Annotated in this window: 12 protein-coding genes; 8 read left to right on the top strand and 4 right to left on the bottom strand. The window is 32.6% G+C overall.

Features of this window, described 5'->3' with window-relative positions; all coding sequences use genetic code 11:
- Positions 1-42 precede the first annotated feature (42 nt).
- Both Q0U66_RS04085 and Q0U66_RS04080 read right to left on the bottom strand, forming a co-directional pair.
- Positions 43-1,647 carry a Na/Pi cotransporter family protein gene (locus Q0U66_RS04085; protein ID WP_297377729.1) on the bottom strand — a complete coding sequence of 535 codons (1,605 nt, stop codon included), beginning with the start codon at positions 1,645-1,647 and terminating at the stop codon, positions 43-45.
- Positions 1,648-1,831: 184 nt separating this feature from the next.
- The gene (locus Q0U66_RS04080) at positions 1,832-2,803 is read right to left on the bottom strand and encodes a LacI family DNA-binding transcriptional regulator (RefSeq protein WP_297377727.1); all 972 of its coding nucleotides are present in this window, start codon (positions 2,801-2,803) and stop codon (positions 1,832-1,834) included.
- Positions 2,804-2,953: 150 nt separating this feature from the next.
- On the opposite strand from Q0U66_RS04080, the gene Q0U66_RS04075 reads away from it, so the two are divergent.
- The 6 genes from Q0U66_RS04075 (at position 2,954) to Q0U66_RS04050 (ending at position 9,544) form a co-directional block, all read left to right on the top strand.
- Positions 2,954-4,345: a sucrose-specific PTS transporter subunit IIBC gene (locus Q0U66_RS04075; protein WP_297377725.1), complete on the top strand. Its 1,392-nt coding sequence runs from the start codon at positions 2,954-2,956 to the stop codon at positions 4,343-4,345.
- Positions 4,345-5,793 (top strand): sucrose-6-phosphate hydrolase, encoded by a 1,449-nt coding sequence (locus Q0U66_RS04070; RefSeq protein ID WP_297377723.1) that lies wholly within the window; start codon positions 4,345-4,347, stop codon positions 5,791-5,793. The genes Q0U66_RS04075 and Q0U66_RS04070 overlap by 1 nt, the downstream gene beginning before the upstream one ends.
- 8 nt (positions 5,794-5,801) lie before the next feature.
- Entirely contained in the window at positions 5,802-6,743 is a 942-nt protein-coding gene (locus Q0U66_RS04065; RefSeq protein WP_297377721.1) for a carbohydrate kinase, read from the top strand.
- 295 nt (positions 6,744-7,038) lie between these two features.
- Positions 7,039-8,310: a DUF4143 domain-containing protein gene (locus Q0U66_RS04060; RefSeq protein ID WP_297377720.1), complete on the top strand. Its 1,272-nt coding sequence runs from the start codon at positions 7,039-7,041 to the stop codon at positions 8,308-8,310.
- Positions 8,311-8,364: 54 nt separating this feature from the next.
- Positions 8,365-8,946: a uracil-DNA glycosylase family protein gene (locus tag Q0U66_RS04055; RefSeq protein WP_297377718.1), complete on the top strand. Its 582-nt coding sequence runs from the start codon at positions 8,365-8,367 to the stop codon at positions 8,944-8,946.
- Positions 8,947-8,983: 37 nt separating this feature from the next.
- Complete coding sequence (locus Q0U66_RS04050) at positions 8,984-9,544, top strand: GNAT family N-acetyltransferase (protein ID WP_297377716.1); 561 nt, start codon at positions 8,984-8,986, stop codon at positions 9,542-9,544.
- A gap of 91 nt (positions 9,545-9,635) precedes the next feature.
- Here the strand turns inward: Q0U66_RS04050 and Q0U66_RS04045 are convergent, their stop codons facing one another.
- Positions 9,636-9,983, bottom strand: a complete 348-nt coding sequence (locus Q0U66_RS04045; RefSeq protein WP_297377714.1) for a phage holin family protein — start codon at positions 9,981-9,983, stop codon at positions 9,636-9,638.
- 163 nt (positions 9,984-10,146) lie between these two features.
- Here Q0U66_RS04045 and Q0U66_RS04040 point away from each other — a divergent pair, with 163 nt between their 5' ends.
- Together Q0U66_RS04040 and Q0U66_RS04035 are read left to right on the top strand one after the other, a co-directional pair.
- Entirely contained in the window at positions 10,147-10,749 is a 603-nt protein-coding gene (locus Q0U66_RS04040; RefSeq protein WP_297377712.1) for an HD family hydrolase, read from the top strand.
- Entirely contained in the window at positions 10,742-11,875 is a 1,134-nt protein-coding gene (locus Q0U66_RS04035) for an AI-2E family transporter (RefSeq protein ID WP_297377710.1), read from the top strand. The genes Q0U66_RS04040 and Q0U66_RS04035 overlap by 8 nt, the downstream gene beginning before the upstream one ends.
- Before the next feature lie 351 nt (positions 11,876-12,226).
- On the opposite strand, the gene Q0U66_RS04030 is transcribed toward Q0U66_RS04035, so the two are convergent.
- Positions 12,227-13,291: an Mbeg1-like protein gene (locus Q0U66_RS04030; RefSeq protein ID WP_297377708.1), complete on the bottom strand. Its 1,065-nt coding sequence runs from the start codon at positions 13,289-13,291 to the stop codon at positions 12,227-12,229.
- Positions 13,292-13,578 lie beyond the last annotated feature (287 nt).

The following is a 13,578-nucleotide window of genomic DNA, read 5'->3' as shown; positions in this document are numbered from 1 at the left end:
AAAAAAAAGAAGCCAGCTAAATCCTTAGCTGGCTCCATTTTATTAATACACAAATATGTCTTCGTGTTGGTTAGCAATATTTAGTAAGTGGTCTTTCAATCTTAAAATGTAGGTATAAGCCTTGTCGTAGATAAGTCCAGATTCTGGATCGCATATCTCGTGTCTGATACGTTGGATTGAATTGTCCCTATTTCTACGTGTTGAATCGCTAATACTATAAGCTTTAGTCTTGATAGATTTCATATCGAAATCATTTTCTTCCAAGTTGTCTCTAACTATATCAAATAGGTCTTCTAATTCACTTATTACTTCTCTCAACTCACTCTTTGATATATCTGAGAAAGACAAGTCTTCAGTTTCTAGCCTATTAGAAAGTTTCATTAGATTATAAGCATAGTCACCTAGTCTCTCAATATTTGAACTTATCTTGATATAGTATGATAGTTGCCTATATTGAGCCTTGTTTAAGTTGTCTTGCAGGGCTTTAACAGAAACATTTGTGATTTGCCTATTTAAGTAGTCGATTATTTCTTCATTATATTGAATCTTATTTCCTAGATCTAATTTCCTGTCCATAAGATCCTTGATAGCTAAGTCAAAGTTTTCCTTAGCATAGTCATACATTCTTAAGGTCTCTTGTTTTACTGCGGCAATTGTTGGAATGGTTTCTCTATAGTTATCAGGATTTATATACATCAAGGTCAATTGCTTGTCTCTTTCGTCTACACCTGGTACCACTTTCTTCGCTATAGTTGCTAGCATTCCAGTAAATGGCATCAATAGTATAGTAGTAACTATATTAAATATTGTATGTAGAAAGGCTATTTGTCTTGTAACATCTGGTGTGAATGCCTTGAACCAATCGGTAATAGGGAATATTAGTGAAAATATTGTAAATATAATTGTTCCTAATACGTTAAAAGTTACATGGGCGACAGCGACTCTTTTGGCATCCTTGCTTGAATTTAATGTTGCAAGCATTGATGTAATACAAGTACCGATGTTTGAACCTAATATCAAGTAGAATGTAGATTCAAAGGTGATTATTCCATTAGCGGCGAAGGCGATTAAAATACCTGTTGTAGCTGATGAGGATTGGAGAACTGCTGTAAATATAGCACCTGTAAGTATACCTATAAATGGGTTTTTTGAAATTGCAAGTAAGTTTACAAAGTCTTCATTTGTGGACAGAGGTTTTACCGCATCTCCCATAAGTTTCATTCCCATGAAAAGTACACCAAATCCAAATAGGATTGTACCTGTGTATTTGATTTTCCTTCTTTTCATAAATAGCATCATTACCATACCGATAAAGGCTACTATAGGTGCTACAAGATCGATGTCAAGTGTAAGAATGAGGCCTGTTATAGTTGTACCAATATTGGCCCCCATGATTATGTATATAGCTTGATTTAGGGTGATTAGCTTAGAACTTACAAAACCAACAGTCATGACAGTTGTAGCTGAAGAAGACTGTACTATAGCAGTTACTAAGGCCCCGACCAAAATACCTAAAATTTTATTGCTAGTAAGCTTTTCAAGGATGGATTGAAGCTTATTTCCTGCTAAAAGCTCTAATCCCTGACCCATCTGGTCCATGCCATAAATGAATAAGGCAAGTCCTCCCAAAAGCATGGGTATCATCATCATACTTCCTCCTATAATTATTACAAATAAAGTATAACATATGTAAAATTTAAGTAAAAGATATATGATAGTATTTATTTAAGGTGGGGTATATACACTTGTAAGAAGAATATTGAATAGCTATCAAAAATATAAAATGACACACTGGCATAAGTCAGTGTGTCATTCTACTATATATACATTCTTACAAGGCTCTAGTAGACTCCCTTTTTATCAAATTACAATCTAACATGGTGGCCTTTTCTGTTTCTTCCTTATTTACAAGTTTCAACAATTTTTCTACGGCGATTTCTCCGATTTTTGTATAATCAAAGTTTACAGTAGTAAGTAGGGGACTCATGATATTATTTATATCATAATTACCAAAACCTGATACGGATACATCTGTCGGTACTGAAAGTCCAAGTTTTCTAAATCCCTGGATAATCCCGTATGCCATATTATCAGTTGCACAAACATAATAAGTGGACTTGTCTTTTTCATAAGTGTTTAGTAATTCTACATAAGAATCTTCCACCTTAAAATTCAATTCATGGTAGATAACTTCACATTCGTCACTTAAAACTTCTTTCATACCCAGGTATCTTTGGTAAATGCTCTTGTCATAATTACCAACACCAAAGTAAGTTATCTTTTTGTGGCCTAAGTCTTTTATGTGTTGGCCGACGATTTTACCTGCTTTGTAATCATTGTGAAATACACAATAAACCTGGTCAACTTTTTGTCCTATAACCACAATAGGTATATCAATATTTTCAAAAATTTGTATATGTCTTTCGGTAATTTCAGAACCAAACAAAAGTATGCCGTCAACTTTTTGCTTTACCATATTATTAATAATATCAATCTCTCTATCAATCTCATCACCAGAATTTGCAATAAAAGCAGTCATTCCATTCTTCTTTAGTTCAGAATCTATGGCTGTCAAAGTGATATTTTTTGAAAAACCAATAAAGTTTGGAATGATTGTCCCAATGATATTTGTCTTACTTGCCTTTAAGCTCTGAGCAAAGGAATTTGGCTTATAGTCTAAGTCTTTTATTATTTTTTCTAATTTTTCAGAAGTTTCTTTGCTAACTGACCCATTATTCAAATACCTTGAAACGGTACTTTTAGATACCTTGGCCAGTTTTGCTATATCATTTATAGTTGCCATCTTGTCACCTTCCTATATTTTAAAATTATAACACATTTAAAAGATTAAATAATTGACATATATAAAAAGAAGGGATATACTATAGTCAACATACGGAACCGGTTCCGTTATATCAAAAAATATTAAAATTTACATAAATAGGAGGCTATTGTGGACTACAAAAAAGTCGCAGGTCAAATAATTGACGCTGTTGGTGGACAAGATAATATAGATTCTGTTGCCCATTGTGCAACCAGATTGAGAATAATGGTTAGAGATAAGGATAAAATAGACCAAGATAAAGCAGATAAAATTGAAGCTGTTAAAGGTTCATTTTACAACTCTGGCCAATACCAACTAATCCTAGGTACAGGGGTAGTTAACAAGGTATATGACGAAGTGACAAAGTATGAATTGACTGAGTCGAGCAAGGAAGAAATGAAGGAAAAATCTTCAAATGATTCAAATGCATTTAAGCGTGCTATTAGAACATTTGGTGATGTGTTTGTGCCAATCATCCCTGTTTTAGTAGCAACAGGTTTATTTATGGGACTTAGAGGATTATTTACTCAACCACAGGTATTACAAATATTTGGAACGGTTCCTGAAGATATAAGTCAAAATTTCCTACTTTGGACACAAATACTTACAGATACTGCTTTCGCATTCCTACCAGCCTTAGTTGCATGGTCAACATTTAGAGTTTTTGGCGGATCACCAGTTATCGGTATTGTTTTAGGACTTATGCTTGTTAACCCAGCCCTACCAAATGCTTATGAAGTTGCTGCAGGAAATGCTAGTCCTATTATAATGTTTGGATTTGTACCTGTAGTTGGTTACCAAGGTACAGTGCTTCCAGCTTTCATATCAGCTATAATAGGAGCAACAATTGAAAAGAAATTAAGAAAAGTAATACCAGATGCAATTGACTTATTAGTAACACCATTTATTACCTTATTGGTAACAAGTGTCTTAGCTTTATTTGCTATAGGACCAGTATTCCACTCACTTGAGGAATTAGTATTACAAGGAATACAATTTATCCTAAGTTTACCATATGGTTTATCAGGAATAATAATTGGAGCTATCCAACAAGTGCTAGTAATCACAGGTATTCATCATATATTCAACTTCTTAGAAGTACAATTACTTGCCAATACTGGAGAAAATGTGTTCAACGCTTTAATCACAGCTGCGACAGTAGGACAAGTTGGTGCTTGCTTGGCTGTAGGTGTAAAAACAAAGGATGCTAAGATTAAACAAATAGCTTATCCTTCAGCTTTATCAGCTAGTTTAGGTATTACAGAACCAGCTATATTTGGAATAAACTTGAGATTTATCAAACCATTTGTAATGGGAATGATAGGTGGAGCAGTTGCAGGTTTCTTTGGATCAATCTTCAAACTTGCAGGTACAGGTATGTCAGTTACTGTTTTACCAGGTACCCTATTATACTTAAACAACATAGCTAAATACGTAATCATGATGGCAATAGGTTTTGGAGCATCTTTCGTCCTAACCTACATGTTCGGGTATGATGACAAGATGCTTGAGAAAAAATAATGGCAGAAATTAAATATAGGAAAGTTAGCTCTTCAGATTTTGAAGAGCTTAACTTATTAAATAAGGAAATAAGTAAAAGTAAATATAGGCAAAAGCTTCATATTCAGCCATTGACAGGGCTTTTGAATGATCCGAATGGATTTAGTTATTACAAGGGTAAATGGCAGCTATTTTACCAATGGTTTCCCTTTGATGGCATACATGGGACCAAGGCCTGGTATCATACAGTAAGTGATGACTTGGTTCATTTCGAAAACAAGGGTGTAGGCATATATCCAGATGCTTACGAAGACAATCATGGGGCCTATAGCGGGTCCGCCTTGCAAGTTGGAGATGACTTATTTATCTACTACACAGGAAATAATAGGGATGAAGAATATATCAGACATCCTAAGCAAATACTTGTAAAATATGATGGAGAAAAGTATTCTGAAAAAGAACTTTTAATTGATAGCCATCCCGATTATACAGAACACCAAAGAGATCCTAAAATAGTTTATGATGAAAATCTAGACAAATACTATATTATAATTGGGGCTCAAACAAAGGATAAGATTGGTTGTATCCTAGTATATGAGTCAAGCAATCCTGACAAAGACTTTACATTCAAGGGAAGATTAAAGGTAAAAAGCTTTGAAGATTTTGGTTACATGTGGGAGTGTCCCGACTTGATAAGCATGGATGGTAAAGATATTTTGCTATTTTCACCTCAAGGGCTCGAAGCAGAGGGTGAATATTTCAATAACATCTATCAAAATGGTTATATTATCGGAAAAATGGACTTGGAAAAGTTGGAATTTATTCCAGATTCTGATTTTATAGAATTGGACAGGGGCTTTGATTTTTATGCTTCACAAACAGCCAACCACCCATTTGACAGCCAATATTTGATTGCTTGGATGGGTCTTCCCGATACAAATTACCCAACAGAACTAGAAAAATGGTCAGGTTCACTTACAATGGTGAGGGAGTTAAGTTTATGTGAAAATAAAATCTACCAATATCCTGTTGAAGGCTATAGAAACTTAAGAAAATCTGAAAATATATATGAGTGTGAGAAAACTAAACTTGAAATTGCTGACCCTAGAGAAATTGAAATTGAAAATATTAGAAAAAATTTAGCGATAAGCTTCATAGATGATGAAAAAGTTTTAATGGAATTAAAATATAAAAATAATGAATTTGTATTTACTCGAAAAAGCTTTTCAGCTGAAGATATAGATGGAGATTTTGAAAAAAGATATATTAGTAATATTGATGTAAATAGATTAAATATCTTTATAGATACTTCATCTATAGAAATCTTTATCAATGAAGGTGAGTATTCCTTGACTTCTAGATATTTTAAAAATAATGATTCAATTAATTTAATTGCTGATTCTAATGATATAATTAATATCAAAACTTGGAAATTAGATACTTGTATTGATGAAAATTTTGTATTGTAGGAGGCGAAATGACCAAGATATATACAATTGGAGAGTTGTTAATTGACTTCATACCAAACAAATCAAATTGTGGGCTTAAGGATGTAGATTCTTTTAGTAAAATGGCTGGAGGTGCACCTGCAAATGTAGCAGTTTCTGCAAGCAAACTGGGTTCTGAAGCCTATTATGTAGGAATGGTTGGTAAAGATGGATTTGGAGATTTTTTAATAGATACAGTAAAATCATACGGGGTTAAGAGTAATTATATATATCAAACTGACCAGGCCAATACTTCCTTAGCCTTTGTTTCCCTCATGGAAGATGGGCAAAGAGAATTTTCTTTCTATAGAAATCCGGGTGCGGACATGCTTCTGGAAGAAAAACATGTAGAAGCTATAGATCTAACAAAAGATGACATTATATCATTTTGCTCTGTAGACCTTATTGAAGCACCTGTAAAATATGCGACAAAAAGATTTTTGGAAAAGGCTAATGAGGTCGGTGCTACAGTTTTATTTGATCCAAACCTAAGATTTAATTTGTGGGATGACCTTGATGAATTAAAAGCTACAGTTTTAGATTTTATGAAATATGCCCAAATAATTAAAATTTCAGATGACGAGTTAGAATTTATAACAGGTCATTCTGACGAAAAAAAGGCTATAGAATTTATTAAAACCACCACCGATGCAAAGATAATTATCACCCGTGGATCCAAGGGTGCCTATGCAGAATTTGGAGATTTGAAGGTTGAAAGTAGCATTCCAAAAGTGGAAGCTATTGATACTACTGGAGCTGGAGATGCCTTCGTAGGAGGAATATTGAATTTCATAGATAAAAGAAAAAAATCTATAGATAAATATTCTTCAGCAGATGTGCAAGATATGCTCGATTTTGCAAATAAGGTTGCGGCTCATTCTGTAACTAAATATGGGGCAATGGCTTCGTATCCAAGAGTTGAAAATTTGTAATTGATAACATTTAACCAGGGACAGTTATTAACAATACTTGTCTTTGGTTTTTAATTTTAAATGTATTTATAAGTCAAAAAATTTAGTAAGTGTTGGTGAAGAATTAATATAATCAAAATCGCCAAACACTATAATGAAAACTCGCCAAACACTATAGTGAAAACTCGCCAAACACTATAGTTAAAACTCGCCAAATGCTTTAATAAAAATCCGCCAAACACTTTAATGAAAACTTGCCAAACACTTTAATGAATGATAAAATACAGTTAATAGCTCAATTATGGAGGATAGGACAATGAAGAAGTATTTACCTAGAATTGCAGATAAACTATTAGAAGATAGATTAAATGCAAAAGGTGCTGTATTAATAGAAGGACCAAAATGGTGTGGTAAAACAACTACAGCGAAACAAATGGCAAACAGCTTTATTTCTATGGATAAACCTGATATGGCTAATCAATATAAAAAAATGGCGGAGCTTTCTCCAAGTACTTTATTAGAAGGGGATACTCCTAGACTTATAGATGAATGGCAAATAGCACCAAACTTATGGAATGCTGTCCGTTACGAAGTTGATAATAGAGATGAATTTGGACAGTTTATATTAACTGGATCAGCAGTCCCTCATGAATTTGATGATTCAATGCACACAGGAACTGGGAGAATATCTAGAATGGTAATGAGACCTATGAGTCTATATGAATCTAGAGAATCTAGTGGTGAAGTATCACTTACAGAACTTTTCAAAGGGGATAATATATCTTCTACTAACAATGCTAATTTAGAAGAAATTTCATTTTTAATATGTAGAGGTGGTTGGCCTAAATCAATAGACCTGGATGAAAAACCAGCCCTATTTCAAGCCATTGATTATTTTGATGCAGTTGTATCCACAGATATAAGTAGAGTTGATTCTGTGAAAAGAGATAAAGAAAAAGCGAAACGACTTTTAAGGTCTTATGCAAGACATGTTGGTACCCAAAGCCCTTTGGAAACATTGAGACAAGATATCTTATCTAATCAAGAAGATACTTTTAATCAAGTTACACTGTATTCTTATATTGATGCTTTAAAGAAAATATTTGTTATAGAGGATTCACCAGCGTGGAATCCAAATCTTAGATCGAAAACATCTATACGTACAACAGAAACTAGATATTTTTCAGACCCGTCAATTGCAACAGCAGCTTTAGGTATAGGACCAAAAGATTTAATAGCTGACTTGGAAACTATGGGATTTTTATTTGAAAATTTATGTATTCGTGATTTAAGAATCTATACTGATTATTTAGATGGAACAGTTTATCACTATAGAGATAAAAGTGGATTAGAATGTGATGCTGTTATTCATTTGCGAAATGGAAATTATGGACTTATTGAAATTAAATTAGGTGGAGATAAGCTCATCGAAGATGGAGCTAAAACATTAAAAGAATTAGAATCAAAAATAGATACAGATAATATGGCTAAACCATCTTTTATGGCGGTGTTATGTGCAGTAGCGCCTTTTGCTTACAAAAGAGAAGATGGAGTTTATGTTATCCCTATTACCAGCCTAAAATATTAGTTTTGTAAATATTTTATCTAAAATATAGATATTATAATAAACTATGGAGGTTTCATGCAAGTAGAAGAAATAATTGAAAAATTAAAAAATGATCCTAGAAATAAAGAGTACACAGATAAAGGAATAGATCCAATTTTTCAGTTTAACAAAAATTCTAAAATTTTAATAATTGGCCAGGCGCCAGGAAAAAAAGTAGAAGAAAGTGGAATTTTATTTAACGACAAAAGTGGTGAAAATTTAGTTGATTGGCTTGGTATAAATATGGACACCTTACATAGTAAAGATTTTTCAATAATCCCCATGGATTTTTATTTTCCTGGAAAAGCTAAAAGTGGAGATAAGGCTCCTAGAAAATTTATATCAAAAGAATACCATCCTCTTCTACTTGAAGAGCTTAAAGATGTCAAACTCACAATGTTGATAGGTGCTCATTCACAGAAATTTTACCTGGAAGATAAATTTAAGAAAAACCTTACAGAAACAGTAAGAAACTTTAAGGATTATCTGCCAACATACTTCCCTATAGTTCATCCAAGCCCTTTAAACAATAGGTGGATGGCTAAAAATGAATTCTTCAAAGAAGATACTTTACCAGAATTAAAGAAAATAATTGAAAATATACTTAAAGAAAAATAAAATTAATAAAATAAATTAAAGAGAAAAGAGAATTACCATGAAACACAAAGGCACCAAAACATTAGAAACTAAGAGGTTAATTTTAAGGAAATTTTCAAAAGATGACATAAAACCGAGCTACCAAAATTGGACATCTGATGAAAGAGTATGCGAGTATGTAACTTGGCCAAAGCACGAAAGTGTGGAAGTTACAGAGAAAATTCTATCCGAATGGATAGATGGCTATAAAAATGATAATTTTTACCAATGGGCTATTTGCCTAAAAGATGATGAAGTAATAGGGACTATTTCTGTAGTTGACCTTGATGAAGATATTGAGTCTGTCGAAATTGGATATGTCATTGGCTATGATTATTGGGGAAATGGCTATGTCCATGAAGCTTTTGAAGAGATTATAAAATATCTATTCGATGAAGTTGAAGTAAATAAGATTGAAGCAATGCACGATGTAGAAAATCCAAACTCAGGCAAGGTCATGTTGAAGTCTGGTTTGACTTATGAGGGTTGCCTAAGACAAGATATGAAAAACCATAGAGGATACTTAGTTGATATAAAAGTATATAGTATATTAAGAGAAGAATATTTATCTGAAAAATAATCTACTTAGTTTCATAATATAATTTCCATAAAAAATCGGAGCTGATGATTAATATCAACAGCTCCGATAATATATTTTGTAAATTATAATTTTATAGTCTATCTCCTGGTATAATTGAGTCAACTACACCATAAACTAAACCGCCGATTAAGGCACCTATTACAGTTACCTTGAAGTTATCCAATACCATACCTGATAGGTATAAAACTAAGGCCATTACTAAAAATCCTGTTAAACCAGAAGCAGCCTTTGATAATCCTAAAAATCTAGCTAGTAAATAGTCGATTACTGCAATAGCAATAGCTATTAAAGCTAAATTACCAATTCCACCTTGGTTTGACATTCCTGGTACTAATATATTAGTTATAGCTATAACTATCATAGATACAACTAATCTTAATAAAAATCCCATAAGTCCTGTTTGTTTTTTGTTATCCATAATTCCTCCTATAAATGCTTGTGACCAACAATTATTTAAATTTCATTTCCGTCACATTCTATATATAACCAAATATATTTTTCTTAAACATTGATATAATTGGTGCAAAATAATATATTTAGGCTTATAATAAATATAAACAATTATTTTAGGTAGGTGGGAAATGGAAGAATTAAGATTTGTAGTTATGCTTGAAGAAATGAAAAAAATATATAGGCAAACCAAGATAATAGGTGAAGATAGAAAAGAGAATGACGCAGAACATTCCTTTCATGTAGCAAGTATGGCTATATTTCTTGAGGAGCTTTCTAATATCAAGGTTGATATAAATAGGGTGGTAAAGATGCTTTTAATCCATGACTATGTGGAAATTTTTGCCGGAGACACCTATGCTTATAATGAAGATAGGAAAAAGGGCCAGTTTCAAAGAGAAAAAGCTGCCATGGACAAGCTTAAAGAATACTTGTCAGAAAAAAATGGACAGCTTTTAGAATCACTTTGGCTAGAGTTTGAAGCAGGGCAAACAAATGAAGCTAAATTTGCTGTTTCCATGGATAGGCTGCAACCTATAATGAGTAACCTTTATCGTAATGATGGAGGGACTTGGAAGGCCAACCAAGTTAAAATTTCACAAGTCCATGAAAGAATAAAACCTATCAAAGACTTTAATGAAAATATTCATTCATACATAAAAGAAGAGCTAGTAAAAGCTGTAGAAAAAGGCTTTTTGATAGATGATATTGGATTAGGAGGGGGGAATGAATAAATCAAATAGAAGAGAGTTTATCATTAGGCTACTAATTTTGGCCTCAGCCATTTTATTTGTTGTTTACTTCCACAATGTGCTGAACTTTATAAAATGGTCTTATAATATGTTATTTCCTATTATTTTAGCCTTGGGAATGGCTTATATATGGAATTTAATAATGGACTTTCTTGAAAAGAAAGTTTTTGCGAAAATAGAAAACAAAAAATTCCAAAAATTTAAAAGACCACTCTCAATGCTAATCTCATTAATATTTATCATAGTACTTATAATGTTAGTTTTATACTTGATAATCCCACAAATGTATAATTCTATAAAAATTATAGGAGAAAACATCCCTAAATTATTAGATGATATTTATGCTTGGGTAATGAAAAATCCTGAAAAATCAGAAATTAAAATGTACTTAAAAGATGAGATTGCTCATATTGCCGGAAATTGGTCCACTTATCAAGCAAAAATAGTAGAGTATGCTAAATCAAATATAGGTGGCTTTATCGGATCTACTGTTAATGTTGTTTCAACAGTTTTAGGAACTATAGTTACTGGCTTTACTTCCTTGATAATAGCTGTTTATATTTTAGCCAGCAAAGAAAGTCTATCAAGAAATATTAAATTGACTATGAAGGCTTATTTGCCAGAAAGAAAATATGAAAAAATTCTTAACTTTTTAAGAATAATGGATGAAAAATTTTCCGCCTTTTTCAAGGGCCAATTTATAGATGCTATTGTAATAGGCTTGATTTTATATGGAGTTATGCTCTTACTTAAATTACCATATGCTATGACTATATCAGTAGTTGTAGCTGTTACAGCCTTGATACCAATGCTAGGTTCCCTAATAGGGGGAGCCATTGGTGTATTGATGATAGCTGCAGTAAACTTTAACCAAGCAATTATATTTTTAATTGCCTTGATAATAGTCCAACAATTTGAAAGCAACCTTATTTATCCAAAACTTGTTGGAGACAGTGTAGGATTACCGGGAGTTTGGACCTTTGTAGCAGTTATAGTTGGTGGTGCTATAGCAGGACCTCTTGGAATGTTGCTATTTGTTCCATTAATGGCAGGATTTTACAAGATAATTAGAAGAGATGTAAAGAAAAGAATAACAAGTAAAGAATGAGGAAAAGCCCCTGCAAGTTAGTTCATAGGATTAACTTACGGGGGCTGTTTTTTGTAAAATTAGTTCAGGAAAAGACGAAGTCAAAAATCTGAACTATTGCTAGGTCAAAAACTAGTTCAGAAAAAAACGAAGCTTAAAATCTGAACTATTCCTGGACTTAAAACTAGTTCAGGAAAAGACGAATCTTAGAATCTGAACTATTGCTAGGTCAAAAACTAGTTCAGGAAAAGACGAATCTTAGAATCTGAATTATTGCTAGATCAAAAACTAGTTCAGGAAAAAACAAAGTCAAAAATCTGAACTATTGCTAGATTAAAAACTAGTTAAGAAAAAGACGAAGTTCAAATTCACCTATAACTTTATCTTAGCCTCATCCTTTATTAAATGGAAGAGGTCGGATGCAACATCTTTTAGAACTTGCATATTTTCATTATCTTCATTATTCATATGCTTAAAAATTTTGAATAAGCTTGATAATTTGTGGTTAAACAAATCTAGAACATTGTCTGCTTCTATATTTTCAAATAGGTCATGTAAGGCTACAAGCACAGCTTTTCTTTCTTCCTTATCATAAGACTTTAAAAGATTTGCTGCTACATTTCTTGTATGAAGGCTAAGGTCTGTTAATTTCCCATCATTCAAAATTTGATAATTTTCGATAAACCAAGTAAATGGAGAATGTTGCCATACCATCAGACCCTCGCTAGATATTACTATAGGCTTGCTATCACTTCTCAATAGAAGTCCAAATAAAGATTTTTTAGGAATAAATTTTCTTATCTTCTCGTTTATAGGGCTGTAGTCTGGCCTTTGGTAAAATTCATCTAAAAAGCCTGGTCCATCAAAGTCGTAAACTAGTTCAATCCTATTTTGTAAAGTCTTATCTTGAAGGGAACTGGAGAAAACAGCGAAGTTTCCTCCTTTGGAATGGCCTATAACAATGATATTATCATCAAAGTTATCTCCAATTTTTTTCAAATATTCTTTTGCCTTTACCTGCGCAGGAATTTCTTCATCAAAAGCCAAAGATAAGCTCTCAAACCATCCGTCAAATGAAGAGTCTGTACCCCTGTAAACAACAGCTAGGGTATGTTTATCAATTCTAATAGTGTAGGCGAAAAATTGACATTCTTTCGCTTGCTCTATATCTACAATTTCTAAGTCTTTGAACCTATCAGAATCTTTTAAGGCATTCATAAAGTCTTCTTCTTCATCTTCTGTCAAGGAAAACTGGGCAGAATTTTTGATGTCTTCCTGGTCAAGCATATGTATTTTGAATTCTTTTCCCCATTTTCTCTGGAAATTTTCTATATAAGAATAGGAAAACTGGGCTAAAATAAGGGCATCTACATCATTAAAATGTTTGTCTTCAAAAGTGTTGTTTTTATTTTCTTCTATGTATTCTATGATATTCATATTATCTCCTTAAGCTAGATAATAGCAGAAATTGCAGATAAAATAAATAGTTTGCGAAAGTAAATTGTTTATTTGAAAAAACTGAGGGTATTAATAAATTACAGAAGAAAACAAGAAAAGTAAAAAGGGGTTAATTATGGGTTGGATTTCAAGTATATTATTAGGGGCCTTAGCAGGCTGGCTTGCAAGTATCATTATGGATAAAGATGCTCAAATGGGAGCACTTGCTAATATAATAGTTGGTATAGTTGGTGGTGTGATTGGTAACTTTGTTGCCGGATTGATCG

Origin of the sequence: uncultured Helcococcus sp., assembly GCF_946998255.1 — a bacterium.
In the GTDB taxonomy this organism is placed as follows: domain Bacteria; phylum Bacillota; class Clostridia; order Tissierellales; family Peptoniphilaceae; genus Helcococcus.
This window is presented reverse-complemented; position numbering and strand designations above follow the sequence as displayed.